30 protein-coding genes are annotated in these 22,756 nt (G+C 65.2%); 4 read left to right on the top strand and 26 right to left on the bottom strand.

Annotation, left to right across the window (positions count from 1 at the left end):
* Positions 1-7: 7 nt before the first annotated feature.
* The 5 genes from trbJ to trbB are packed head-to-tail and all read right to left on the bottom strand — an operon-like array spanning position 8 to position 4,823.
* Positions 8-772, bottom strand: a complete 765-nt coding sequence (gene trbJ, locus IG197_RS10160; RefSeq protein WP_192318602.1) for a P-type conjugative transfer protein TrbJ — start codon at positions 770-772, stop codon at positions 8-10.
* Positions 769-3,225, bottom strand: coding sequence for a conjugal transfer protein TrbE (gene trbE / locus IG197_RS10165; RefSeq protein ID WP_192318603.1), 2,457 nt, complete (start codon positions 3,223-3,225; stop codon positions 769-771). Before trbE ends, trbJ begins: the two co-directional genes overlap by 4 nt.
* Before the next feature lie 10 nt (positions 3,226-3,235).
* Complete coding sequence (locus IG197_RS10170; RefSeq protein WP_192318604.1) at positions 3,236-3,517, bottom strand: VirB3 family type IV secretion system protein; 282 nt, start codon at positions 3,515-3,517, stop codon at positions 3,236-3,238.
* Complete coding sequence (locus tag IG197_RS10175; RefSeq protein WP_192318605.1) at positions 3,517-3,849, bottom strand: TrbC/VirB2 family protein; 333 nt, start codon at positions 3,847-3,849, stop codon at positions 3,517-3,519. The genes IG197_RS10170 and IG197_RS10175 overlap by 1 nt, the downstream gene beginning before the upstream one ends.
* Positions 3,846-4,823, bottom strand: a complete 978-nt coding sequence (trbB, locus tag IG197_RS10180; protein WP_192318606.1) for a P-type conjugative transfer ATPase TrbB — start codon at positions 4,821-4,823, stop codon at positions 3,846-3,848. The genes IG197_RS10175 and trbB overlap by 4 nt, the downstream gene beginning before the upstream one ends.
* A gap of 249 nt (positions 4,824-5,072) precedes the next feature.
* Between trbB and IG197_RS10185 the strand changes: the two genes are divergently transcribed.
* Positions 5,073-5,864, top strand: coding sequence for an abortive infection family protein (locus IG197_RS10185; protein WP_192318607.1), 792 nt, complete (start codon positions 5,073-5,075; stop codon positions 5,862-5,864).
* A gap of 67 nt (positions 5,865-5,931) precedes the next feature.
* Here IG197_RS10185 and IG197_RS10190 read toward each other — a convergent pair whose 3' ends face one another.
* From IG197_RS10190 to IG197_RS10260, 16 genes are all read right to left on the bottom strand, one after another.
* Entirely contained in the window at positions 5,932-6,366 is a 435-nt protein-coding gene (locus IG197_RS10190; protein ID WP_192318608.1) for a CopG family transcriptional regulator, read from the bottom strand.
* A 5-nt stretch (positions 6,367-6,371) separates the two neighbouring features.
* Positions 6,372-8,357: a conjugal transfer protein TraG gene (locus IG197_RS10195; protein ID WP_192318609.1), complete on the bottom strand. Its 1,986-nt coding sequence runs from the start codon at positions 8,355-8,357 to the stop codon at positions 6,372-6,374.
* 23 nt (positions 8,358-8,380) lie between these two features.
* On the bottom strand, positions 8,381-10,120 hold the full coding sequence (locus IG197_RS10200) for a VirD2 family relaxase/mobilization nuclease (protein ID WP_192318610.1): 1,740 nt from the start codon (positions 10,118-10,120) through the stop codon (positions 8,381-8,383).
* 243 nt (positions 10,121-10,363) lie between these two features.
* The gene (locus tag IG197_RS10205; protein WP_192318611.1) at positions 10,364-11,251 is read right to left on the bottom strand and encodes a lytic transglycosylase domain-containing protein; all 888 of its coding nucleotides are present in this window, start codon (positions 11,249-11,251) and stop codon (positions 10,364-10,366) included.
* 5 nt (positions 11,252-11,256) lie between these two features.
* On the bottom strand, positions 11,257-11,592 hold the full coding sequence (locus IG197_RS10210; protein ID WP_192318612.1) for a DUF736 domain-containing protein: 336 nt from the start codon (positions 11,590-11,592) through the stop codon (positions 11,257-11,259).
* A gap of 35 nt (positions 11,593-11,627) precedes the next feature.
* Entirely contained in the window at positions 11,628-12,173 is a 546-nt protein-coding gene (locus tag IG197_RS10215; protein WP_192318613.1) for a S26 family signal peptidase, read from the bottom strand.
* Complete coding sequence (locus IG197_RS10220) at positions 12,170-12,688, bottom strand: DUF2840 domain-containing protein (protein WP_192318614.1); 519 nt, start codon at positions 12,686-12,688, stop codon at positions 12,170-12,172. Before IG197_RS10220 ends, IG197_RS10215 begins: the two co-directional genes overlap by 4 nt.
* Positions 12,685-12,939, bottom strand: coding sequence for a hypothetical protein (locus IG197_RS10225; RefSeq protein WP_192318615.1), 255 nt, complete (start codon positions 12,937-12,939; stop codon positions 12,685-12,687). The genes IG197_RS10220 and IG197_RS10225 overlap by 4 nt, the downstream gene beginning before the upstream one ends.
* Complete coding sequence (locus tag IG197_RS10230) at positions 12,936-13,679, bottom strand: site-specific DNA-methyltransferase (protein WP_192318616.1); 744 nt, start codon at positions 13,677-13,679, stop codon at positions 12,936-12,938. The genes IG197_RS10225 and IG197_RS10230 overlap by 4 nt, the downstream gene beginning before the upstream one ends.
* A complete protein-coding gene (gene parA, locus IG197_RS10235) occupies positions 13,676-14,329 on the bottom strand; it encodes a ParA family partition ATPase (RefSeq protein ID WP_192318617.1) in 654 nt (217 codons plus the stop codon). The genes IG197_RS10230 and parA overlap by 4 nt, the downstream gene beginning before the upstream one ends.
* Complete coding sequence (locus IG197_RS10240) at positions 14,326-15,498, bottom strand: replication initiator protein A (RefSeq protein ID WP_192318618.1); 1,173 nt, start codon at positions 15,496-15,498, stop codon at positions 14,326-14,328. Before IG197_RS10240 ends, parA begins: the two co-directional genes overlap by 4 nt.
* A 12-nt stretch (positions 15,499-15,510) precedes the next feature.
* Positions 15,511-15,798 carry an AlpA family transcriptional regulator gene (locus tag IG197_RS10245; protein ID WP_192318619.1) on the bottom strand — a complete coding sequence of 96 codons (288 nt, stop codon included), beginning with the start codon at positions 15,796-15,798 and terminating at the stop codon, positions 15,511-15,513.
* A gap of 136 nt (positions 15,799-15,934) precedes the next feature.
* Positions 15,935-16,342, bottom strand: a complete 408-nt coding sequence (locus tag IG197_RS10250) for a DUF2285 domain-containing protein (protein ID WP_371746542.1) — start codon at positions 16,340-16,342, stop codon at positions 15,935-15,937.
* Positions 16,281-16,697: a transcriptional regulator domain-containing protein gene (locus tag IG197_RS36190; RefSeq protein WP_371746530.1), complete on the bottom strand. Its 417-nt coding sequence runs from the start codon at positions 16,695-16,697 to the stop codon at positions 16,281-16,283. The genes IG197_RS10250 and IG197_RS36190 overlap by 62 nt, the downstream gene beginning before the upstream one ends.
* 102 nt (positions 16,698-16,799) lie before the next feature.
* Positions 16,800-17,063, bottom strand: a complete 264-nt coding sequence (locus IG197_RS10255) for a DNA -binding domain-containing protein (RefSeq protein ID WP_192318620.1) — start codon at positions 17,061-17,063, stop codon at positions 16,800-16,802.
* Between the two features lie 157 nt (positions 17,064-17,220).
* A complete protein-coding gene (locus tag IG197_RS10260; protein ID WP_192318621.1) occupies positions 17,221-17,481 on the bottom strand; it encodes a helix-turn-helix domain-containing protein in 261 nt (86 codons plus the stop codon).
* Between the two features lie 331 nt (positions 17,482-17,812).
* On the opposite strand from IG197_RS10260, the gene IG197_RS10265 reads away from it, so the two are divergent.
* Positions 17,813-18,049 carry a helix-turn-helix domain-containing protein gene (locus IG197_RS10265; RefSeq protein WP_192318622.1) on the top strand — a complete coding sequence of 79 codons (237 nt, stop codon included), beginning with the start codon at positions 17,813-17,815 and terminating at the stop codon, positions 18,047-18,049.
* A gap of 244 nt (positions 18,050-18,293) precedes the next feature.
* Here IG197_RS10265 and IG197_RS10270 read toward each other — a convergent pair whose 3' ends face one another.
* Positions 18,294-19,136 carry a DUF932 domain-containing protein gene (locus IG197_RS10270; protein ID WP_192318623.1) on the bottom strand — a complete coding sequence of 281 codons (843 nt, stop codon included), beginning with the start codon at positions 19,134-19,136 and terminating at the stop codon, positions 18,294-18,296.
* A gap of 396 nt (positions 19,137-19,532) precedes the next feature.
* On the opposite strand from IG197_RS10270, the gene IG197_RS10275 reads away from it, so the two are divergent.
* Positions 19,533-19,733 carry a type II toxin-antitoxin system VapB family antitoxin gene (locus tag IG197_RS10275; protein ID WP_192318624.1) on the top strand — a complete coding sequence of 67 codons (201 nt, stop codon included), beginning with the start codon at positions 19,533-19,535 and terminating at the stop codon, positions 19,731-19,733.
* Positions 19,730-20,113, top strand: a complete 384-nt coding sequence (locus tag IG197_RS10280) for a type II toxin-antitoxin system VapC family toxin (protein WP_192318625.1) — start codon at positions 19,730-19,732, stop codon at positions 20,111-20,113. The genes IG197_RS10275 and IG197_RS10280 overlap by 4 nt, the downstream gene beginning before the upstream one ends.
* A gap of 138 nt (positions 20,114-20,251) precedes the next feature.
* On the opposite strand, the gene IG197_RS10285 is transcribed toward IG197_RS10280, so the two are convergent.
* The 4 genes from IG197_RS10285 to IG197_RS10300 form a co-directional block, all read right to left on the bottom strand.
* Positions 20,252-20,566, bottom strand: coding sequence for a DUF736 domain-containing protein (locus IG197_RS10285; RefSeq protein WP_192318627.1), 315 nt, complete (start codon positions 20,564-20,566; stop codon positions 20,252-20,254).
* 878 nt (positions 20,567-21,444) lie between these two features.
* Positions 21,445-21,864 (bottom strand): hypothetical protein, encoded by a 420-nt coding sequence (locus IG197_RS10290; RefSeq protein ID WP_192318629.1) that lies wholly within the window; start codon positions 21,862-21,864, stop codon positions 21,445-21,447.
* A gap of 66 nt (positions 21,865-21,930) precedes the next feature.
* Positions 21,931-22,302 carry a DUF2958 domain-containing protein gene (locus tag IG197_RS10295; protein ID WP_192318630.1) on the bottom strand — a complete coding sequence of 124 codons (372 nt, stop codon included), beginning with the start codon at positions 22,300-22,302 and terminating at the stop codon, positions 21,931-21,933.
* A complete protein-coding gene (locus IG197_RS10300) occupies positions 22,299-22,643 on the bottom strand; it encodes a hypothetical protein (RefSeq protein WP_192318632.1) in 345 nt (114 codons plus the stop codon). Before IG197_RS10300 ends, IG197_RS10295 begins: the two co-directional genes overlap by 4 nt.
* Positions 22,644-22,756: the final 113 nt, after the last annotated feature.

Consider the following 22,756-nt stretch of genomic DNA (forward strand, 5'->3'; position numbering starts at 1 on the left):
ACCGTCCTCAGTTGCCGTTGAACATTTGGGCGTTGCCCGGCTGGTAGCCGCCGCCGGGCGTGAGGAAGCGGCGGCGCTGCTCGCGACCTTGCGCCACGGCCGCCGCGCGCTCTGCTTCGGTCAGCGCGCCGGCGCGGCCGTTCGCGGAGATCAGCGCGACCAGATCGGAAAGCTGTTGCGACTGGAGGGCGAGGATCTGGTTGCCGGCCTGCGTTGCCTGAAGCGCGCCGGTCGCGCCCTGGCTCTGGCTCACCAACTCGGACATCTGTGTGCGGTTGGTGTCGATATTGCCGACGACGCCGGCCTGCACGCGCATCGCGTCCTGCAAGCCGCCGACCGTGTTCTGCCAGCGGGTGCGGGCGTCGGCGACAAGCTGCTGGTCGGTCGCGGACATCGACACATCGCCGTATTGCTGCTGGAAGGCCTGGTCGATTTGCTGGACGTCGAAGGCGATGTTCTGGGCCTGCTGCAAGAGCTGCTGGGTGCGCTGCACCGATTGCTGGATCTCCTGAAGCGCCGAGAACGGCAGGCTCGCAAGGTTGCGGGCCTGATTGATCAACATCTGCGCTTCGTTCTGGAGCGAGGTGATCTGATGCGTGATCTGTTCCAGCGAACGCACGGCAGTTAGCACGTTCTGCGCGTAATTGCTGGGATCGAACACGATCCGCCACGCATAAGCTGGAGCGGTCAAGACGGGCGTGAGCGCGAGCGGCATGGCGAGCATGGTCGCGGCCAGAAGAACGGCGCGCGAGCGGGATTGACGGGTGGTCATGACTGGACCTCCTTTTCAGGTTGGGGGATGAGCGTCGGAAAGTTGGGGAGAAGATCGACCGCCCAGCTCACGCCGCGGGCGTGGAACCATGCGGCGAGAAAACCGTCTCGGCCGTGCTCGGTGACGAGGTTCGCGATCAGCGTCTGGTCGGATTTGGAGGATGCGGCGCAGAGCGCCAGGCCGACTTCGGACAGGCCCAGCTCGAACAGCCGGTTGCCGCGCCGCGACTGGCAGTAATAATCCCGTTTCGGGGTCGCCCGAGCCAGGATGTCGATCTGGCGGTCATTGAGGCCGAAGCGGCGGTAGATCGCCGTGATCTGCGGTTCGATGGCGCGCTCGTTTGGCAGGAGCAGCCGCGTCGGGCAGCTTTCGATGATCGCCGGCGCGATCGCTGAATTGTCGATGTCGCTGAGCGACTGGGTGGCGAAGATGACACTGGCGTTCTTCTTGCGCAGCGTCTTCAGCCACTCGCGGAGCTGACTGGCGAACCCTTCATTGTCCAGCGCAAGCCAACCTTCATCGATGATGAGCAGCGTCGGCCGGCCGTCGAGGCGGTCACCGATGCGGTGGAAGAGATAGGACAGCACGGCCGGCGCCGCGCCCGTCCCGACAAGGCCCTCGATCTCGAACGCCTGCACATCCGAACTGCCAAGGTGCTCGGTCTCGGCGTCGAGCAGCCGGCCGTATGGACCCCCGACGCAGAACGGACGCAAGGCCTGCTTCAGGTCGTTCGACTGGAGCAGCACGCTCAAGCCGGTGATGGTGCGTTCCCCGACCGGCGCGGAGGCCAGCGAGGTCAGCGCCGTCCAGATATGCTCCTTGGCTTCGGGCGTGATCTTGACGCCTTCGCGGGTCAGGATCGCCACGGTCCAGTCGGCCGCCCAGGCGCGTTCATAGGTGTCGTGGATGCGCGCGAGCGGCTGTAGCGAGACGGAGAAGTCCGAACCTTCCGTCAAGCCGCCGCCAAGGTCATGCCAGTCACCCGACATGGCGAGCGCGGCGGCACGGATCGAGCCGCCGAAGTCGAAGGCAAAGACTTGGGCTTGGCTGTAGCGCCTGAACTGCAAGGCAATGAGCGCCAGCAGCACGGACTTGCCGGCGCCAGTCGGGCCGACGACCAGCGTGTGGCCGACATCGCCGACATGGAGAGACAACCGGAACGGGGTCGAGCCTTCGGTTCTGCCGTAAAGCAGCGGGGGCGCGTCGAAGTGCTCGTCCCGTTCCGGCCCCGCCCACACGGCACTCAGGGGGATCATGTGGGCGAGATTCAAAGTGCTGATAGGCGGCTGACGGACATTGGCGTAGGCATGTCCCGGCAGCGAGCCGAGCCAGGCATCGACGGCGTTGACCGTCTCGACCATGCCCGAGAAGTCGCGACCCTGGATGACTTTCTCGACCAGCCGCAGCTTCTCGTCGGCGAGGCGCGGATCGGCGTCCCAGACGGTGATGGTGGCGGTGACGTAGGCCATGCCGGCGATGTCCGCGCCGAGTTCCTGCAACGCCAAGTCCGCGTCCGCGGCCTTATTCGCCGCGTCCGTGTCCACGAGCACGGATTGCTCGTTGGTCATCACCTCTTTCAGGATCGCGGCGATCGACTTGCGCTTGGCGAACCACTGCCGCCTGATCCTGGTCAGCAGCCGTGTCGCGTCGGTCTTGTCGAGCAGGATCGCGCGCGTCGACCAGCGGTACGGGAAAGCCAGTCGATTGAGATCGTCGAGCAGGCCGGGCGTCGTCGCGGTCGGAAAGCCGACAATGGTGAGAATCCGCAAATGCTGATCGCCAAGGCGCGGCTCCAGCCCACCGGTCAGCGGCTGGTCGGCCAGCAGCGCATCCAGATAGACCGGCGTCTCGGGAACGCGGACACGATGGCGCTTCGTCGAGATTGTGGAATGCAGGTAGGTCAGCGTTTCCGCGTCGCCGAGCCAGGCACATTCCGGCATGAAGCCGTCGAGCAGCGCCAGGACACGATCGGTGCGATCGGTGAAGGCGCGCAGGATCTCATGCGGATCGACGCCGAAGCGCTCGCGGCCCTCATAGAGCCAGGCTTCGGTGCGGGCGGCTTCCTCGGCCGGCGGCAGATAGAGGAAGGTCAGAAAATAGCTCGATTCGAAATGCGCTCCTTCTTCCTCGAAATCGGCTTTACGCTCGGCGTCGACCATCGCGGAAGCCGGATCGGGAAAGGTGCTGTCGGGATAGGTCGAGGCCTCGTGCCGCTGCGCCTCGACAAAAATGCCCCATCCGGAGCCAAGGCGGCGGAAAGCGTTGTTGATGCGGCCGGCGATGGCGACCAGCTCGGCCGCGACGGCGGAATCAAGATCGGGACCGCGAAACCGCGCGCTGCGCTGGAAGCTACCGTCCTTATTCAGCACGACGCCTTCGCCGACCAGCGCCACCCAGGGCAGATAATCGGCGAGACGAGAAGCGGTGCGGCGGTATTCGGCAAGGTTCATCATGGCCGCACCCTCAGACCGCCAGATGACCGGGGATGCGCAGATGCCTGCGTCCGACTTCCACGAACAGCGGATCGCGCCTCGCCGCCCACACCGCCGCGAAATGGCCGATCGCCCAGATAACGAGCCCCAGCAGCCAAAGCCGAAGGCCGAGGCCGACGGCGCCGGCCAGCGTGCCGTTCATGATGGCGATGGAGCGCGGAGCGCCGCCGAGCAGAATGTGCTCGGTCAGTGCGCGGTGCACCGGGACGGAGAATCCCGGCACGGCATCAAGCTGTTCGAAGGCGGCCGCCATCAGATCAGCGCCCCGCCGCCGAAGCTGAAGAAGCTGAGGAAGAAAGAGCTGGCCGCGAAGGCGATGCTCAGTCCGAACACGATCTGGATCAGCCGGCGGAATCCGCCGCTGGTGTCGCCGAAGGCCAGTGTCAGGCCGGTGACGATGATGATGATGACCGCGATGATTTTGGAGACCGGTCCCTCGACCGACTGGAGGATCTTTTCGAGGGGCTGTTCCCACGGCATGGAGGAGCCGGACGCATATGCGGCCGGCGCCGTCATCACGGTGACAGTCAGGAATGCGGCGACTCCCGCGAGATGGCGACGGATGCGCAAGGCGCGCTGGATCATTTAGGTTCTCCTTCGGGATTGGTTGTGGCGATGCGGTAGTCGCCGTCCGGGCCGAGCCCGTCGACGCGGGCGAGTTCGGCAAGCCGGCGCGCGGAGCCGCGACCGGTGAGCACGGCAACGAGATCGATGGTCTCGGCGATCAGCGCGCGTGGAACCGTCACGACGGCTTCCTGAATGAGCTGTTCGAGCCGGCGCAGCACGCCGATCGCCGTGCCGGCATGGATCGTGCCGATGCCGCCGGGATGGCCCGTACCCCACGCCTTCAGGAGGTCGAGCGCTTCGCTGCCGCGCACCTCGCCGATGGGAATCCGGTCCGGGCGCAGGCGCAGCGAGGAGCGGACCAGATCGGAGAGCGTCGCGACGCCATCCTTCGTCCGCATCGCCACGAGGTTGGGCGCGGCGCATTGCAGCTCGCGCGTGTCCTCGATGATGACGACGCGATCCGCGCTTTTGGCGACTTCGGCCAGCAGGGCGTTGGTGAGCGTCGTCTTGCCGGTCGACGTGCCGCCCGCGACAAGGATGTTGGCGCGCGACTGGACCGCAGTACGAAGAGTGACCGCCTGATCGGCGGTCATGATGCCGGCGGCCACATAGTCGTCGAGCGTGAACACCGCGACGGCGGGCTTGCGGATGGCGAAGGCCGGCGCTGCGACGACTGGGGGCAACAGACCCTCGAACCGTTCTCCGGTCTCCGGCAACTCGGCCGAGACGCGGGGACGGCGTGCATGCACCTCCGCGCCGACGTGATGCGCGACCAAGCGCACGATGCGCTCGCCGTCGGCTGCCGCCATTGTCTCGCCGGTGTCGGCAAGGCCCTCGGACAGCCGATCGACCCAGATGCGGCCGTCCGGGTTCAGCATCACCTCAACCACGGCAGGCTCTTCCAGCAGGCGGGCAATGGCCGGGCCGAGCGCCGTGCGCAACATGCGCGCGCCGCGCTGGATCGCTTCCTGCCTGTGGTGAGTGGCCGACATGCCGTCCCCGTTTCCGCGGGGACGCAACGATCAGTTCCCCGAATGGGGATGACTAAAAGGACCTCGGATCAGGTTGATTCAACAAGTTTCGGTCGTAGTAGGGACGTGGCGTGCAAATACAGGAGAACGGCGGAGATGAATTCAAATGAATTCATCAAGGGTGGCGTCTTCTGACAGCTCCTGATTCGATATTGACCAGATGGGCGGAACTGACAACGATGCCCTTTGGGCAAAGGCGGGTATCGAGTTATGCAGGACATTCCGAATTCAGTAATCGGCGCCGTATCATCGGTGCTCGGTGCTTACTATTACAGCCATAGCAGGCTCAATAGCCTTTTCATGGAGAGCGGCGCGCCTGGGGATGTGCCGGAAGGGAACTGTGAGGACAAGTGCGCCAGATGGTTGAAGCGCTGTAATGATGAATCGGACATCGACGCGTTGGCGGTGCTCGGTCACGTTATCCAGTCATTTATGGACGACGATAATCCGAATGACGAACGTCAGCGCGGACAAGAGCGCATTAGGACCGCGCTTGCCCGAAACCAGCTTGCCTACCACATGAATGGCGTCATTACGCTCGCGGGTGCCACTCCGGCGTCGAAGACTTTGGCAGATTTCTTCAAGATGGGCGATTTCGCCTCCATCGAAATGGAATTTGACAGAGCAATTTCCAACGTAGTGAGCGATCCACATGCCGCGATCACTGCCGCATCGGCGATCGTTGAAGCTTTTTGTAAGACCTATATCGAGGCGCATGGACTGGGAATGCCTGCGATGCAGACGATCGCTCCACTGTGGAAAGTCGTCCAAAGGGCGCTTGGCCTCAACCCCGATAGGCTTCTTGGTGATGACGAGAATCGAATTCTAAGCGGGCTGACATCGATCGTAGATGGAATCGGCACTCTGCGGACGCACATAGGATCAGCACACGGTCGAGGCATCGCACCACCGCCAATCGCCTCTTCAGATGCTCAACTTGCTGTCAACGCGGCACATACATTGGTAACGTTCGCGATGGAGAGATGGCATTCCAAACGATAGCGGCGGGGGCATGGGCGCTCGCTTTCACCCCGATCGTCCGCCGCGCAATGCCGCCAAGCGAACGCTATTATTCGAGGCCATCCTTAGCCGGAAAATCCTCCGAAATCTCCTGCCTGAGCTTCGGCCCCTTGGCGAGGCGCCGGCCGAGCGCGGTGATGAAGGCTTCGTACCGTTCGGCCGTTTTTGCGCGCGCAGCCTCGGCCGCGGGTTCGGGCAGCGCCGGTGTGGTCATGAGCCAGAACCGGACGAACACGGCCAATGTCTCGACCGCTATGCCCATATCCCGCTCAAGCCGGTTGATGCGCCGGTCAAGCTGGTCGAGACGTTTGGCGACCACGGCCTCGCGGCGCTCCGCGTCGTCCGGCGACAGGAACGACGCGATGGCCGCCTCGGCGATCATGGACTGCGACTGGTCGCGGCGCGCGGCATAGTCCGCCAGCATCGCCATGACCTCCGGATCGAGATAGGCCGAGATTTTCGTTTTCTTCCTTCGCGCGGGCATGGCGTTTACAACTCGATGCCGTCATTGGGGTCGAGCGCGACCTGCCGCGCGGCGCCCTGCATCTGCCGGGCCAGGCGGCGGTTGCGCACGGCATCCTCGTCGTCCTCGTCGGGCCGCTCGATCTCGAACTCGTTGTCGATCGGCTCCTTCTTCTCGACGGGCTTCGCCCGGCTGAGTTCGGGTTGCAGCCGCCGTTCGGATTCCGTCGGGTCCTCGTCGTCGGACGGATTTTCCCCATCCGGATCGGCGGCCTGCGGTCGCGCGGGGATCGGCAGCCTGCTCCAGTCGTCCGGGCGGATCGCATCCGAGTGTTCGAGGTCTGGCGGCGACAGCACACGCTCCCTGAAGCGAGGGTCCTCGTAATAGCGCGCCTTCTTCGCCCGGATCGGCGGGATGCCTGCGACCATGACGATCTCGTCGGCCGGCGGAAGCTGCATCACCTCGCCGGGGGTCAGGAGCGCGCGGGCGGTTTCCTGCCGGGAGACCATCAGGTGCCCGAGCCAGGGCGAGAGGCGATGCCCGGCATAGTTCTTCATCGCCCGCATCTCGGTCGCCGTGCCGAGCGCATCCGACACGCGCTTGGCGGTGCGCTCGTCATTGGTGGCGAAGCTGACGCGCACATGGCAGTTGTCGAGGATCGAGTTGTTGGCGCCGTACGCCTTCTCGATCTGGTTTAGCGATTGCGCGATCAAAAAGCTCTTCAGCCCGTAGCCTGCCATGAAGGCCAAGGCGGTTTCGAAAAAGTCGAGGCGGCCGAGCGCCGGAAACTCGTCGAGCATGAGCAGCAGGCGGTGCCTGCCGCGCCTGGCCTGGAGATCCTCGGTCAGGCGACGGCCGATCTGGTTGAGCAGCAACCGGATCAGGGGCTTGGTCCGGTTGATGTCGGAGGGCGGCACGACGAGGTAGAGCGTCGCCGGCCGCTCTGCACCCACGATGTCGGAGATGCGCCAGTCGCAGCGCCGCGTCACTTCGGCCACGACAGGATCGCGGTACAATCCCAAGAAGGACATGGCCGTACTCAAGACGCCCGAGCGCTCGTTGTCGGATTTGTTGAGCAGTTCGCGTGCCGCGCTTGCGACCACGGGATGCGGCCCCGCGTCGCCCAGATGCGCAGTCCTCATCATCGCGCGCAGCGTGGATTTGACCGGGCGCTTCGGATCGGACAGGAACCCGGCGACCCCTGCCAGGGTCTTGTCCGGCTCGGCGTAAAGGACGTGCAGGATCGCGCCGACAAGAAGCGCGTGGCTTGTCTTTTCCCAATGATTGCGCTTGTCCAAGGACCCTTCGGGATCGACCAGGATGTCGGCGATGTTCTGGACGTCCCGCACCTCCCATTCGCCGCGGCGCACCTCGAGCAGCGGATTGTAGGCCGATGACTTCGGATTCGTCGGGTCGAACAGCAGCACCCGGCCGTGGCGCGACCGGAACCCGGATGTGAGCTGCCAGTTTTCGCCCTTGATGTCGTGCACGATTGCCGATCCAGGCCAGGTGAGCAGCGAGGGAATGACCAGGCCGACGCCCTTGCCGGATCGTGTCGGCGCGAAGCACAGGACATGCTCCGGTCCGTCATGCCGCAGGTATTCCCGATCGAAGCGTCCGAGCACGACGCCATCGGCGCCGAGCAGGTCGGCCGCCCTGATCTCAGCCTTGTCGGCCCAGCGCGCCGAGCCGTAGGTCGCGGCATGTTTTGCTTCCCGCGCCCGCCAGACCGACATGCCGATAGCGACCGCAATGGCGATGAAGCCGCCGGACGCGGCGATCAGACCACCTTCCACGAAGATGTCCGGCGCATAGGCCTCGTAGAAATACCACCACCAGAAGATGGCCGGCGGATAGTAGACAGGCCAGCCCGCGAGATCGAACCAGTGCGGACCGAGCTGCGGCTGGAAGCCGAGCCGCCACGCCGTCCATTGGGTCGCGCCCCACGTCGTTATCAACACGATGGCGAAGACTGTGAGGATCTGGCCCCAGAGGATTTTGGTCGCGGACATCGCACATTCCTTTCCAATGGCTGTCAGAGGCCGAGGCCTCGCTTGCGGCCGAACTCCCAATCGATCCCGCCGTCATCGCGGGCGATGCCGGAGACATGGCGGCCGAGCTGCTTTTCGAGGGAGGGCGACCAGGGCACGAGCTGGAAGCCGAGGCCGTCGTCGATCATGGCGAAGCGGCCGGAGGCGAGCACGAAGCGCCGCCGATAGTCGCCGGCGACATATTCGCCGCCGCCCGCGCGGTTGAACGGCAGGCTGGTTTCCGCAGCCAGCTTTTCGCCGAGCGCATCGACTTCGCGGTCACGCAGGGTATTGAGCAGCCGGCGCGCGAAGATGACGCGGCTGCCCTGCCGCTCGGCGAGGCCTTCGCCGATCAGGTGGTCGGCCCGTTGCTCCAGTGCCTGTCGCACCTCGGCGCCGAAGCCGCCTTCGGAAAGCGCTATCGGATCGCGGGAGACCGATTGCCGGTCCAGCCATGTCGCACCTGTCGCGCTGACCTGCGCGTGGATGTCGAGGTCGGAGCGGACGGCAAGCGCGACACGGCGCTCCCCGCGCGCGTCGTCATAGGCACGCAGCTCGACGATGGAGCCCGGCGGGCTGTCGCCGGCGGCGTCGAGATGCGGCAGCTTTATATGATGGGTGCGGCCATCGAGGCCATCGATCACGGCATAGGCTGTCCCCTTCAGCTCATCGTCCAGACCGCGCTCGACCAGGCGGCCGATGACGGGCACGTCGAGGCTTTCGCCGGCCAGCACATAATTGGCCGAGCCGCGCTCGATGCCGCGTTCGGTCAACGCGCGATGCATGCGTTTGATGATATCGCCGCGCTCGCCTAGCTCACGCAGGACTTTCTCGGCCTCTTCCTTGATGAACCACTGTGCAGGGCCGACCTGTCCGGCGAGGCCGAGAATTTCGAGGGTGCGGAGTCGACCGACCTTCAGCGCATGGAACGCGTCGGGCTGACGGTCAGGGAGCGGGGCGAGGTCGATGATGCCGGTCTTGCCGCCGTCCCGCACAAGCTGCCGATCGAGCTGGGTCCAGCGTTCCGCCTCGACCTGGCGCTGCAGATTGCGATGGATATCGAGATCGGTGCGCGGCCCAAGCTCCAGTGTTACGAGATCCTGTGCGCGGGCGCGCATGCCTTCCTTGATGTAGTCGCGGGAGATGACGAGGTCCTGGCCGTCGTCGGTGCGGCCGCGCAGGATGATATGGATATGGGGGTTATCGGTGTTCCAATGGTCGACGCCGATCCAGTCGAGCCTGGTGCCGAGGTCCTTTTCCATCTGACCCATCAACTCGCGCGCGTACCCCTTGAGATCGGCCATGTCGGCAGCGTCCTCGGGCGACACGATGAACCGGAAATGATGCCGGTCATCCTCGCAGCGCTCCGCGAAGGCGCGGGCGTCCATCTCGTCGCTCTCCGGCCCGAACATCCGCGCCTTCTCCCCGTCACGGGTCACGCCGTCGCGGCGCAGGTAGTTGAGGTGCGCGCCGAGCGGTGCGGAGCGCGCGCTGTGGCGGACGACACGGGTCTTGATGACGACTATGCGCGAGCGTCCGGTCAGGAGCCGATTGGCCTGGATGCTGGCGCGCTGGCCGCGGCCGAAGCGCGAGCGGTTGCCGGACGTGATCTTGCCGGAACGCGACACGCGGCCGCCGGCCTTCTGCGCGGCGGCGAGCGCCTGCGCGATGAAGGGCCGTGCCTGCTGCGCTCGGGTCGAGCGGATGCGCCCCGGACGGACACGGAACTCGCGCTCATCGGCCATGGCCGAATCCCGCAACGTTCAAAAAATGTCTCCAAATCAGCGAGTTGGAAAGTCTGTGCACGGTGCGCAAAATCGCTGCACCGTGCGGAGCACCCCGGAAAACCCCGCGAACACAACCGACCGACCGGCGCGCAACGTGCGCTGTTTTATCTCGCCATCGTCCGGTCGTGGCGCCTGCCCCCACCGCCGACGCACTCCAGACCACGCCAGCGCACGATGCAACGCGATTTGCCGTCCAGTCCGTCATGGCCGATCTCCACCGGAATGACGGACGACGAAAAGGCTCTCCGGCTGTGCGATGGTGAGCGCGTGGGACGTGCGCTCGCTCGACGCGGAATTGACGGCCGAAGCGCCGTCATCGCGCATGATGAAGATCGCCGCCTCGCGCCAGTCGAGAGGCTTTGCGACCGCGAATGCGATCTTCGACGGGCGCCCGCCGCGCAGCACTGGCGCGAGCGAAGCGACATAGGCGCGTGTTTCGGCCGGCAGCGGACGGCCCTTCGCGCGGTGCTCGTCATAGCGCGCCGGACCGGCATTGTAGGCCGCGAGCATGGCGGCGACGTCGCCGTAGCGGTCCCACATCTCGCGCAGGTATGCGGTGCCTGCGAGGATGTTGTCATGCGGGTCGTAAGGGTTGCGGCCGAGACGATGACGGACGCGAAGCTCCGCCCAGGTCGCGGGCATGACCTGCATCTGGCCCATCGCGCCGGCCGAGGAGATCGCGCGCACGTCGCCCGCGCTCTCGGCGCGCAGTACCGCGCGAATCCAGCGTTCGGGAATGCCGAAGCGTCGCGATGCCTCGGCGATATGCGCTGCATAGGGATCGCCAGCGGCCGCGCGCACGATCGGCGCGGATTGTGCGATCGCCACGCCCGATGCACTGCCGAGCGAGAGCGCAGCGACCGCCATCATGACGGCGTATCGGAATAGCGCCCTGTCTCCGCTGCGCCGCCAGCCTGCCAGCGTGCTCGCTGCGGTCAAGGGTGCGCGCGGAGCGCCGGCCGATGGCCGCCCTTGACCTTCGCTGTGCGCGCCGGCCGTCCTGCGGCCGAGCGGGACGGCGGGATGAGCCGGTCTTTCGGCGAACAGCGGGATGAGAATCTTGAACGCGAGGAAGGCGCGGGACCGCATGGCCGTCAGTCCCGTGCATTGCGCGGCTTCGGACGGTTCCAGTGGAGCGACCACACGCTGTCATCGTCATCGGAGCGGAAGAGGTTGGCGCGGATCGGCTGCGTCAGCGTCGGGTCATCGAGCTGCAGGGACAGGTAGTCGCCGGCCTTGTCGCCGGTTTCCTTCCACGCCGCTCCGACTTCGGGACCGTCCGCGTCGCCGCGATGGATGCGGAAGTCCGGCGCGTTCTCGGCGTCGGATTTCTTCGCCGGGATGAGCACCACTTCGGCGTCAATGACGAGCGTGCGGATGTGGCCGGAATAGCCGGTCTTGGTCTTCTGGAATGCGCCGATATTGGCCATGAAACTCTCCTTCGGTTGCAGGGTGATGGGACGGTTCAGCCGGCCGGCGCGCGCCAGACGAAGCGGCCGTCGCCTTCCTCGTCGGTCCACAGAGGGATCGCCCGGCCGATCACAACGGCGGCCGACAACGGGCCGAAATAGCGTCCGTCGAAGCTGTCGCGGACGCCGCTGTTCATGAGGAAAAGTTCGCCGTGGGCGACGGTGCGGCACCCCTGCCAGACGGGCATCGAGCGGCCCATCCGGTCGCGCTCCAGCGCCTCGCCCATCTCCACGCCATCGACGGTGATGGCGCGGCCGGTGCAGCAAACGCGCTGTCCCGGCAGACCGAGAACGCGCTTCAGCAGCGGCACGCCGCTGCCGATATAGCCACGCGCCACCATGAAATGGGCGAGCGGCGCGGGCGGCATGACTGCGACCAGATCGGGCACTTCGAGGTGGTCGCTCGGTGCGATTGTGTAGAACCCGATCGGCGCGCTGGCCGATGCGTTCCAGATCAGCCTGGTCGGCATCGGCGCGAGGCCGGGATAGCCGACGCCGAGCACGGCGAGCGCGGTCAAGGTGATGAGGCCGAGCCGCGTCATGGTCCGGACCTCCGGCGCTTCAACCATGCTTCATGGCGTGGCGACGTGTAGGCGGACGGCGTCTCGCCGGCCCGCATGCGGTGATGCACGTGGCGCCAGTGGGCTGGATCGACATCGGCAGGGTCGATGCCGAGCGTTTCGATCGTATCGATATGCTGAAGCACGCGCTCGACCGTCGGCCAGCTCTCGGCCTTCGCCAGAATCTCGCCGCCCGGCCGCACGAAGGGCAGCGTCTGGAATGGCTCGCCGCGTCCGATGGCGCGCACGATATCGATGCGCGAGATGATCGTGCCATAGTCGTTGGCGGCCCAGCGGACGAAGGCGAAGACGCTGTTCGGCGCGAAGCCGACGATGCTGCGGTGGCGGTCGAGAATCTGTTCGTAGCTCTTGCGTCCGAACCTGATCCAGTGCTCGATCTTCCGCTGCCGCCAGGTCAGCTCGACAAGCGTGGTGAAGGGCGCTGGCCCGTCCGGCCGCGGACGGCCGCGCATACGGCGGGCGTCGTCGCCGGTCATGGCGCGTCTCCATCGGTCGGCGGAAATTCGCGGGCGAGCAGGTCGCGCAGCATGTCGGCGACGGTCGTGCCGCGCCGGAAGGCCACGACCTTGATACGGCCGCGCAACTCAGGCGTGATGTCGATGGTCAGGCGGGCGGTGAAGGCGTTGGCGACTGCCTTGCCGTTCGACTGCGCCTCGGCCGCCCTGATCCAGCTATCGGCATCGCCCGGCCGCGATGCGAATCCGCGCTTGGCCGTGCGCTCCGTCATGCTGCGCCTCCATCGTGGAACGGCAGCACGGCGGCGATGCGGGCGCGGGCGCGTCCGGCCATGGCCGCATCGATCTCGCAGCCGAGATAGCGCCGGCCGGAAAGCCGGCAGGCTTCGCCGGCCGCGCCCGATCCGGCGAACCAGTCGCCGACCAGACCGCCTTCGGGGCAGCTCGTGCGGATCAGGATTTCGAGGAGCGGGACCGGCTTCTCGGTCGGGTGGATTGCCCGGCCACGGCAATTCTTCTGGAGGATGACGGATCGCATGATCCGTGGGCCGCCCGCTTCCTTATGATAGAAGTGCGCGCCGATGTCGCCTGAATGCGCGGGCTTCTTGCGTCGCACGAAGGAGCGGGCGACGGCATCAGGCGTGGTCTGGACGTCATTGTAGACGCCGCGCCACGGCGCACCGGCGATATAGAACTGAACGGCGAGTTCGTGGACACGCTTGAACCGGTCGGCCTGAAATCCTGTGCCGCCAGTTTTCTCCCAGACGATCTCCTGTGCATATTTCCAGCCAGCGGCACGGAACTGCCCGGCCGTGGTCATGAAGCTGCGCAGCGAACCGAAGACCCACATCGAACCCGTAGGCCGCAGCGCCGCGCGGGCGAGCGGCAGCCAGCCCTCGACGCGTCGGTCCCAGGCGAGCGACGTGTCGCCGTAAGGCGGATCGGCGAGGATCATGTCGAAAGGACCGTGGCGCGGCATAAGTCTGCGGCAATCACCGGTGAGGACCGTCATGGCGCGGTCCTCCCGGTGCCAAGCCGCGCGATCTCGGCCGCGAGCGCCGAGATCTCGCGCGCGGCCGGGCTGTCGGCGTCGATCTCAGAAGCTAGCCGTCCGGTCTGCGCCGCATCGGCGAAGACGACGCGTTGGCCGATCGTCGTGGCGAGCACCGGCGGATCGTGCTCGGCCAGCGTCTCGGCCGTCTCGCGGGCGATGATCGTGCGGGCGGCGCAGCGGTTGAGGACGAAGCGGGCGGCAAGCTGCGGCCGGTAGATGCGCGTTTCGCTCAGAAGTGCCAGCATCTCGGCCGAGGCCCAGCCGTCGAACGGCGAGGGCTGGACCGGGATCAGCACCAGGTCGGCGGCGAGTAGGGCTGAGCGCATCAGCCCGGCAACACGCGGCGGCCCGTCTATGACGACATGATCGGCATCGCGGGCGAGTTCCGGCGCCTCGCGATGCAGCGTGTCACGGGCCAGGCCGACAACACCGAAGGCGCGCGGCAAGCCCTCGCGACCGCGCTGCTGGGACCAGTCGAGAGCCGATCCCTGCGGGTCGGCGTCGATCAGGGTGACGCGGTGTCCCTTCGCGGCCCACTGTCCGGCGAGATGCAGGGCGAGCGTCGTCTTGCCGACGCCGCCTTTCTGATTGAGGAGCGCGACGATCATGACGCCCCTCCCGGCTTGCGGGATCGAGGCTCTGATGAGCCTTGCGAAGTATCGCTAGACGTAAAGGCGGATTTACGGAAAGACGTATGTGGTATAGTGTGATCGGCGGCTTTATCGGCCGCGCTTGACGGCCCGCGTTGAATGTTTTCCACATCGCGCGCGCGCCTCAAAATGTTAGATTCACTATTAGACTCTAAGTTAAGAGCCGGAATCGTTGTTTCGGGCCATAGACTTAGCTGCGGTCGCTGCGTGCGAAGTCCCGATACCTCTTGCGTGCGAAATCCCGATAGGCCTGCGTGCGAAGTCCCGATCGTTTCCACAGCCTTGTCCACAGGGCTCGGGGACGAACCGGCGGGAAGTATCTTGAGCAGCTCGCGGCGGCCCTCGCGCTCGATGCGGAGCCGGTAGCCGGGGAGCGGCTGGCGCAGGACGATGCGACGAAGCTGGAGCGCGAAATCCGAGACGCGGACCAGGCTGCCGGATTTCTCGTGGAGATGCGGAACGTCGAACAGCCAGCCGCCGGACTGGCGGCCCGCATGCTTGCGGGCGACGCGATACAGCCAGCGCTCGATGCCGCCGGTCAGGCGGAAGTAGGCCGGATCGATGGTGAGGACCAGCGAGCGGTCGATGACGCCACGGTAGAACCAGTCCGGCAGGACGAATTCCATCCCCTCGACGCGACCATCCGCCCGGGTGAGTTCCTCCCATTCGTTTATCCACGAGAACTGGTGCCGCCGCCAGTTTTCGCCGTGGCGGATGTTGGTGCGGATGACGGTGGACTGGAGCCGGGTGAGCGCCCCCTTGAGCAGCTTGTATTCGCGAGCGCCGGTCTCACGGCCGATCGCGGTGAGGAGCTGGTAGGGCGTGAAGCGCAGGAAGCGCGAGGTTCGAAGGCCGAGATTCTCGGCTTCGACGATCTGGCTTGCGGCCCAGATCAGGATGTCGGCATCCCAGATGGTCGCCATGCCGTGCTCATGCACGGCCAGCACCTCGATGCGAACGTCCCCCGCTTCGTACAGAATGGGAACGATGCGCCTGGCCTTGGCCAGCGAGAAGAACGGACGTTCCATCAGATCGCGCTGATCGCGCGGCCGAGCATCGCCGGTCGCCACGACGAACGGGTCGAGCGTGTTGCGCTCGCTGGGAGCGATAAGGCGGCGGCGAGGCATCCTGCGAACGCCTCAGCGATAGCGCCGCGCGACGCCGGTGGCGGGCGCAACGATGCTGGCGTGGCGCTTGGCCGGCAGAACGGAGCCGCGAGGATCGGAGGTCGAGGTGACCGCGCCGCGATCGGCCCAGGCCTCAAGATCGTCGATGGCGTAGACGACGCGACCGCCGAGCTTGCGGAAGGAAGGTCCGGTTCCGTAGGTGCGATGCTTTTCGAGCGTGCGGGCCGATAGGCTGAGGAACTCGGCGGCTTCTTTGGTGCGCAGGAAGCGCGGTGGAATGGCGGGGATTTGCGGTTGCATGATCGGGCCTCCGTGGCGTTCCGTGTGGCCGCTGATGGGGAGCGGCGGACGGCGACCACGGTGGCGAAGATTGCTCGCCGGGAGGGAGGGGGAATTTAGGGGTGCTAAATTCTCACCCCCCCTCGCACGGCCGGAATCAGGGGTGGCGGCGATGGCGCAGAAGCGCGCGGTAGCCGCCCGCGATCATCGCCAGCCCGTCCTTGACCAGGGCGGTGGTGGCGTCGCGCAGGGCGGAGGTTTTCCAGTGTTCGGAGGCGACGCGATCGACGCCGAAGATGACACCGGCGATGTCGCGATAGGTGGCGCCAGCCATGCGCCCGTCGGTCGCCTGCAGCATGTGCCGCTGGCGGCGCTTCTGCTGCGGCGTCAGTCGGCGATCGCCGGGAACAGCGCGTCCGAGCAGGGCGCGAAGAAGACGGTCGATCCCCTCAATCCTGTCGAAGCCATCGGCGTCGAGCGGCACGGACGCCGCGAGAGGGACGTCAGGCGGCACTCCGGCGAGCCGAACGATTCTGATCGTTTGGCCACTGGCCTCGAACAGCAAATGCGCGCCGTCCTCGTCCCCGCGCGCGGCTGGCTCGCGCAGCGCGGAATAGAGATTGTCGGCCGCCAGCAGAATGATGGGCATCTGCGTAAGCAGCACGGCACTGGTGTCCGCCTTCGCGGACCAGAACACGGAACCCTCTCCAGCATTCAGCGACGGCGGAACGAAAAAACTGCAATCCCCACTTGCGACGCAGTTCACGTTTCAAGGAAGGGCTATCGGCGCGAGCGTAGTCCTTCTGGTATTCGGTATTGCGCCTGAGCCATTCCCAGGCCAGGTCGGGAGAGTCGAGCGTGTCCAGGTATTCGTAAATCTCCGAGGACCGCCAGCGCGATATGTCGGGCGTCATCGTCATTCCTCGTTGCCGCAACGTGGAAGCGATACCGTGCCAAACCTATAAGCAGGAGAGAAGACCTTGCAGGGACGCCGGGCGATGCCGGCGGTGCATTGCCGCGCTTTATCGGTGGCCTTCGCGCAGGAGCTGGCGGTAGCCGTGCTCGGTCATCCAACGGGCGCGGGCAAGATGGCTATCATGGACGCGCTTGGCGCGCTCAGGCTCGGCGGCGGGGTCTATCCCGAAGATCACCTTGACTGCTTCACGCCAGTCGGCGCCATCGGCCGCCGCGTCGTGAACACGCGCATATTCCTTCATATGCGCGCGATCGTAGTCGGTCAGCTCCGTGCTGTCCGGCGGTAAGTCAAGGAAATCCGGTTCTTTCATTCGTCGCCCCAAACGGAAAATCTATATCTGCGATTGGGCAAGAAGTGAACGAGCATCATAGTCGTTCGATTGGGTGCCAGCATGATGACGCCGCCATGAAACAGAGAGCGTGTTGGCGACGCCGAGTGGTTCAATGGCGTCGGCGTAGTCTGGATCGTCATGAGAATTGAGTGTCGTCCAATGCATTTGAACCGCGCATGATCATCACGCCTTCGCCTTTCTCCGTGGACATGAAGACGATGCCATTGCCCTCCAGGGCGCGACGCACCTGGTCGCGGGTCGATTCGTAGACGCGCAGCCCGCTCTCGGATTCGAGACGTCTGAGTGCGGTCAACGATACCTGGGCCTTGTCGGCAAGCGTCTCCTGTTTCCAGCCAAGTAACGCTCGTGCGGCCCGCGATTGACGGGCGGTGATCATGAACCGGATCACCGCCACAAGTCGCGAGGCAGAAGCCAGAACTACGATGATAATAATCGTAGTTTGACCAATTACCACCCTTAATCATCGTGCCGCCGATCTTGAACGGCCACGCTGAGACTGAAACTGATTCGGAGGCCATGGGCCGGTCGAAGCATGGAAAAGCCCGACGCGGTGCATAGGTTTTTGACGGGGACGTCGCTGTCATCTTCGACCGCACACGCGAAGCATTGACGTGCTTGTCTTTGGCGCAACGTCCGAGGGAGGTAGCCATAATCCTGTCGAGAATACTCCGTGGAAGAATTCTCGACAAGGCCGTGTCCTCTCCTTCATGGAGATTCGGGACGTACTGGCACACAATCTGAAGACGCACCGGGTGGCACAGGGGTTGTCGCAGGAGGAGCTGGCGCATCGTGCCGCGGTGGACCGGACTTACATCTCATCACTCGAGCGCAGCGTCTACGCGGCTGGCATCGATGTCGTGGACCGACTGGCGAATGTGCTCGGCCTTGAGGCGGCCGATCTGCTCAAACGGCCGGACGCGGCAGAGATCAAGCGGAAAGACTAAATCATTTGCAGACGGATGATTTTTGAGAAGCGCTAGGATTGTCTCTCGTTCCCAGGCCCGATTGCCTGAACTGCTCGAAATATTTGGAATGTCAGTGCGTGGATCGCGAGCCGGGCGGAGCCCGGCGAGCGGCGGCCGTGCCGGTGAGGCGCGGCCGCGCCGCCGATCCGGAGAGCACGGGTCGGCAGAAAGGTAGCGAGGCCGGAAAGCCGTAGAGCCGGGTTTCCGGCTCTACGGCTGACGGTCATCCCGTCTTGAGGCGCTGCATGCCTTCGGCCAGCGTCCAGAGCGCGCGATTGAGGCTGACATTCTGGTCGATGCCGTTGATGGCGCGGGTCTGGCTGCGCCGGATGCGGCCTTCGGCGTTGCGGCGCTGCCCATGCAAACCGCCCCGCATCATGTTTTCCTGAATCGCGTTGAAAGTCAGCCAGAGGCTGCGGCCCTCATCCTCGCGGCGGCGCGGCTGGATGATCTGGTCCGGGCGGATCGGGCTTTCGTCCTCACCATAGCGGGCGACAAGGCTCGCCTCCGCCAGCACGGTGCGCTCGCCCACCGACAGGGTGATTTCCTTCATCGTCTCCGTGGCGTCGATCAGGCGCGGAAAGTCTTCCGCCACAGAATAGACGCCCTCGATGATGTCATGCTGGATATTGCCCTTGTGCGGCACGCGGACTTCCTCGAAGCGCTCGCCTGCAACAAGGCTGTTGGTGCAGACGAAACGCAACATGCCGGCGAACATCTGGTAGCTGGATGTGCCGTCATGACTGTTCACGATGATGACTTCCGCCGCCTCCGGCTTGCCGATGCCGTCTTCGCGGCGCATGCGCAGCATGTGCTTTGCGTGGCCGTGACGGCTGCCGTCGCGCGGAACCGACTGGACGGCAAAGAACGGGAACCAGCCTTCGCGGCGCAACCCCTCCACAATGTCGATGGTGGGGACATAGACATAGCGCTCCGACCGGCTGTCATGCGCCTCCCGCGCGAAGATCGACGGCACATGACGATAGAGCGCTTCATTGTCGAGCGCTTCGCGCCCGCTGATCTGGTGGCTGTTGCGGCCGAACCGCGTTGCAAGATGATGGTGCATGGTCCTTTCCTTTCCCTTGGTAGCCGGAGGCATGTCCCCCGACATGCCTCCCGGGGGGGCGCGAGCCCTGGGGATGGGAGGGGACAAATGCCGGCGAGCATGGCCGGGCTGCGCGGCGAGCGGGGCGGATGGGAATCGTGGAAGAGAAAGTGGCTGTTGCCCGCTTTGCGAGGCTGCGGGCCTGCCAGTGCGCAGGCGGCATTTGTGGGGAGAAAGGGGCAAGGCCCCTTGGCTTCCCCCTGATCGGCAAGGCGTCAGCCGCAGCCGATCACGACAATGCGCGCGCAGCGCTCAGTCCTTATTGATGGTGGTGCTGCCCTGCGCACATGGGGAATGGAAGCGTTGAATTCGACACCAAATGATGCCATCTATGGTGCTACTCAAGGAGACAGGTCCATGCGTTCCACCATCAACATCGACGACAGGCTCATGGAGAAAGCCCGCTCGCTGACCGGCACCAAGGAGACTGCCGCGATCGTTCGCCAGGCGCTGGAGACCCTCGTGCGTGTCGAGACGGGCAAGCGCCTGATCGCCCTCGGCGGCACGATGCCCGACGCCAAGGCTGCGCCGCGCCGCCGTAGCGAGGCAGCGGAGTGATTCTCGCGGACACGTCGATCTGGATCGATCATTTTCGCCATTCGGATGCGGAGCTGCGCCGCGTCATCGAAGAGGACATGCTGCTTTGCCATCCCTTCGTGATCGGCGAACTGGCGCTGGGAAGCTTGCGCGACCGAGCGACGGTGCTTGCGTTTCTGGCGGCGCAGCGGCCAGCCGCCGTCGCCACGCATGATGAGATCATGACGATGATCGACCGGCACGGGCTGTTCAGCATGGGCATCGGCTATACCGACGCGCACCTGCTGGCGTCGGTGCTGCTGGATCGCGGGTCGGCGCTGTGGACGCGCGACAAACGGCTGAAAGCAGCGGCCGACAAAGCCGGCGCGGCCCTGTTCACGCCGACCGCCACCGCGAACTGAACATTTTTGAGACTTCGGTAAGGCGTCAGCCGCAGCCGATCACGACAAAGCGCGCGCAGCGCTCCGTATCTTTGATGGCGGCGGCGGGCATGAGCATGGCAAAGCCCCGATTTCTCGGGGCTCGGCCGGTGGCCTGTCCTAGTTGACGGCGCGGCGGCGCGACCAGATGAGCGCCAGATCTTCGGTCTCCGTCTCGACCAGGCTCGCATAGATCGGAGCGGCGAAGCTCGGATCGTCCAGCTTGACGGAGAGGTAGGCGTTGCCCTTGTCGGACTGCTTCTTCCACGCCGCTCCGAATTCGGTGGCGCCGGCGAAGATGCGGAAGTCGGGACCGCCGTTCTGGTTGTCGCCCTCGGTCGGGACGAACTTCACCGCCTTGACGTTGAGGTTGAGGGTCTTGACCGAGCCAGCGAAGCCGATGTCGGTGCGGGAGAAAGTGCCGATGGTAGCCATGACGTGGTTTCCTTCTGCTGATCGGATCGCGCCCATCGCGATCTCGATAAGGTCGACAGACCGGGGACGATCGGCCCGCACCCCTTCGGGGCCGGAACGCAGTGGAGGGCGGCCGTCGACAGCTTTTTTGCTTCGCGCTGCAAAGCCGGCCTTTGGCCGGCGGCGGAAAAAAGCTGGCGGCGGTCGTTGCGGGTTCAAGAGCGAGGCGGCGTTTGCGTCGCCGGTCTTCGGTCAGACCTGATCAATCGAGATCGCGATGGGCGTGGTCTGGTCAGCGAAAAAGAAGGAAACCACGTCATGGCTGTTGTCGATTAGCGCTTTCCGTTTCCCGCGCCGACATCGGTTTCGCTGGCTTCCTCGCCGGCAAGTTCCTCAACCTCAACCTCAACGTCAAGGCGGTGGAGTTCCCTCGCGACCGTCGGGAGGCGACAACCAGAACGGCGGTCCCGACTTGCGCATGTCTGCCCCTGATGCGCCACCGTGTTTGGCGCGGCGTGGACGACGCCGGCCCTGATGACAAGGCAATGCCTGCCTCTCTTCTTCGGCAAGCCGGACGATCCGAGTTTCGCCGGTTCGATCGGCTCGATGAGGGCGTGGTCGAGACGGGAACCGGGGATATGGCGTTGCCATCTGCTCCCTGCCGCTGCACCGTCAATTAGGACAGGCCATCGGTCGGGCTTCGTGGAAGCGTTGGCTTTTCCGGGCGAAATGTCCGCCGTCGCCATCCCTTGCGTCAGCGATCGTCACCGAAGACGAAGACCTCAAGGGGCTTCGTGAGTCGCCGCAGGCGGCGAATAGAGCGCGGCCCGCAAGGAGACGCCCAAAGCCACCCTTGCAAGAGTCAAACCATTCAGAAGCCATCGAAAGGCGATGACACGTCAACGGTCCTGATCGAAGATGGAGGGATCGGCCAGCCTCGCGAGCGCGGAGCAGCCGACAAATATGCCGCCAGCGATACAGAAGATTTGCCGCCAGATTTCGGATGGAACGGCCTCGCTCGTGACGCCATGCACCAGCGCATAGCCTGCCACGGCAGCGGGTGCGGCAAAGACTATCGCGACAGCAATGCGCAGGACGGGCGCGCGCAGCGTGGCAAACAGGTAGGCGAGAATGCCAAATGTTGCGACGCCGGCAAACAACCCGACGATGCCCGCGCCGATCCATCCCGCGCCCGTGGCGTAGGCAAAGCGTGCCGCTTTGAGCGCCAGCATGAAGGGCAAGGCGAATGTGGCAAGCCGGTAAGCGAGCAATACCATCGCGCCCAGGAGCACGATGGCGACAATCAACAGCATGATCATGACCGGCCTCGCTCTCCTTGCGTTGCTGATCCGGCGCGTCGGGCCGACGACGCGCCGGACCGCGTTTCAGGTGACAATCATCCCGGCGTGGTGGGCGATCTTGGCGTAGGTGCTGAGGCGATGTTCGGCCTTGAACCAGAGGTCGCGTTCGACCGGCAGGCCAAGCTTGCCGCGCACGTCCTCGATCTCACTGAGCAGGGCATAGCCAAGTGCCGGGTCGCCAAGGCCGGGGTCCATCAAACCGAACAGCCGGACTTCCGATTCCTCGGGATAGGCTTCGGACAGCAACCACGTCGCGGAGGCATCGGGCGTGAACAGCTTCACGACCGGGAACGGATCGAAGCGGTCCTGCACCTCGCTGGCGCGGCCATTGTCGATTAGCCGGGCCAGCACGTCGTCGGGGATCAGGGCTTCGGTTCGGGAAAAGCGCCGCGTCATGACACCGCCTCCCGTTCCGGCTCGTTGATGCGGTGGCGGACGCGGAAGGCGGCGATGGCCCCGGCCTGACGCGCCAGCTTGCGGGCCAGCGCGTCGAGTTCGCCGCGCCGCTCAAAATGGATGGCCGCAAGGTTCTCCTGATAAATCCGCTCGTCCGTGCGCGTCCATATGCTGTTGGAACGCCTGTGTCGGCATTGCCGGGACTTGGCCTGACTGGTCACGGTCAGGCGCTCGGCGCGGGCCTCGATCTGCCGCTCTACGATGGCAAGGTGGTGTGCGGTCTCGGCACGCGCCGCCTCCATGCGGGCAAGTCTCGCCCGCTGCTCGCTATAACTTCTCATGGGTTTGGTTCCTGTTCTACGGTCGAGGCTCCGGCCGCGCCGTTGCTGGCGCAGCCGGAAAATCCTCGAACTGATCGAAAGAGGCCGGAACCGCCGAAGCGGCTCCGGCCTGC

Origin of the sequence: Aminobacter sp. SR38 (genome assembly GCF_014843375.1) — a bacterium.
GTDB lineage: Bacteria > Pseudomonadota > Alphaproteobacteria > Rhizobiales > Rhizobiaceae > Aminobacter > Aminobacter ciceronei.

Bases quoted from the DNA above. Each gene is read 5' to 3' on its own strand.
- trbJ (WP_192318602.1), bottom strand. From the start codon at position 772: ATGACCACCCGTCAATCCCGCTCGCGCGCCGTTCTTCTGGCCGCGACC.
- trbE (WP_192318603.1), bottom strand. From the start codon at position 3,225: ATGATGAACCTTGCCGAATACCGCCGCACCGCTTCTCGTCTCGCCGAT.
- IG197_RS10170 (WP_192318604.1), bottom strand. From the start codon at position 3,517: ATGGCGGCCGCCTTCGAACAGCTTGATGCCGTGCCGGGATTCTCCGTC.
- IG197_RS10175 (WP_192318605.1), bottom strand. From the start codon at position 3,849: ATGATCCAGCGCGCCTTGCGCATCCGTCGCCATCTCGCGGGAGTCGCC.
- trbB (WP_192318606.1), bottom strand. From the start codon at position 4,823: ATGTCGGCCACTCACCACAGGCAGGAAGCGATCCAGCGCGGCGCGCGC.
- IG197_RS10185 (WP_192318607.1), top strand. From the start codon at position 5,073: ATGCAGGACATTCCGAATTCAGTAATCGGCGCCGTATCATCGGTGCTC.
- IG197_RS10190 (WP_192318608.1), bottom strand. From the start codon at position 6,366: ATGCCCGCGCGAAGGAAGAAAACGAAAATCTCGGCCTATCTCGATCCG.
- IG197_RS10195 (WP_192318609.1), bottom strand. From the start codon at position 8,357: ATGTCCGCGACCAAAATCCTCTGGGGCCAGATCCTCACAGTCTTCGCC.
- IG197_RS10200 (WP_192318610.1), bottom strand. From the start codon at position 10,120: ATGGCCGATGAGCGCGAGTTCCGTGTCCGTCCGGGGCGCATCCGCTCG.
- IG197_RS10205 (WP_192318611.1), bottom strand. From the start codon at position 11,251: ATGCGGTCCCGCGCCTTCCTCGCGTTCAAGATTCTCATCCCGCTGTTC.
- IG197_RS10210 (WP_192318612.1), bottom strand. From the start codon at position 11,592: ATGGCCAATATCGGCGCATTCCAGAAGACCAAGACCGGCTATTCCGGC.
- IG197_RS10215 (WP_192318613.1), bottom strand. From the start codon at position 12,173: ATGACGCGGCTCGGCCTCATCACCTTGACCGCGCTCGCCGTGCTCGGC.
- IG197_RS10220 (WP_192318614.1), bottom strand. From the start codon at position 12,688: ATGACCGGCGACGACGCCCGCCGTATGCGCGGCCGTCCGCGGCCGGAC.
- IG197_RS10225 (WP_192318615.1), bottom strand. From the start codon at position 12,939: ATGACGGAGCGCACGGCCAAGCGCGGATTCGCATCGCGGCCGGGCGAT.
- IG197_RS10230 (WP_192318616.1), bottom strand. From the start codon at position 13,679: ATGACGGTCCTCACCGGTGATTGCCGCAGACTTATGCCGCGCCACGGT.
- parA (WP_192318617.1), bottom strand. From the start codon at position 14,329: ATGATCGTCGCGCTCCTCAATCAGAAAGGCGGCGTCGGCAAGACGACG.
- IG197_RS10240 (WP_192318618.1), bottom strand. From the start codon at position 15,498: ATGCCTCGCCGCCGCCTTATCGCTCCCAGCGAGCGCAACACGCTCGAC.
- IG197_RS10245 (WP_192318619.1), bottom strand. From the start codon at position 15,798: ATGCAACCGCAAATCCCCGCCATTCCACCGCGCTTCCTGCGCACCAAA.
- IG197_RS36190 (WP_371746530.1), bottom strand. From the start codon at position 16,697: ATGACGATGACGCCCGACATATCGCGCTGGCGGTCCTCGGAGATTTAC.
- IG197_RS10255 (WP_192318620.1), bottom strand. From the start codon at position 17,063: ATGAAAGAACCGGATTTCCTTGACTTACCGCCGGACAGCACGGAGCTG.
- IG197_RS10260 (WP_192318621.1), bottom strand. From the start codon at position 17,481: ATGATCACCGCCCGTCAATCGCGGGCCGCACGAGCGTTACTTGGCTGG.
- IG197_RS10265 (WP_192318622.1), top strand. From the start codon at position 17,813: ATGGAGATTCGGGACGTACTGGCACACAATCTGAAGACGCACCGGGTG.
- IG197_RS10270 (WP_192318623.1), bottom strand. From the start codon at position 19,136: ATGCACCATCATCTTGCAACGCGGTTCGGCCGCAACAGCCACCAGATC.
- IG197_RS10275 (WP_192318624.1), top strand. From the start codon at position 19,533: ATGCGTTCCACCATCAACATCGACGACAGGCTCATGGAGAAAGCCCGC.
- IG197_RS10285 (WP_192318627.1), bottom strand. From the start codon at position 20,566: ATGGCTACCATCGGCACTTTCTCCCGCACCGACATCGGCTTCGCTGGC.
- IG197_RS10290 (WP_192318629.1), bottom strand. From the start codon at position 21,864: ATGATCATGCTGTTGATTGTCGCCATCGTGCTCCTGGGCGCGATGGTA.
- IG197_RS10295 (WP_192318630.1), bottom strand. From the start codon at position 22,302: ATGACGCGGCGCTTTTCCCGAACCGAAGCCCTGATCCCCGACGACGTG.
- IG197_RS10300 (WP_192318632.1), bottom strand. From the start codon at position 22,643: ATGAGAAGTTATAGCGAGCAGCGGGCGAGACTTGCCCGCATGGAGGCG.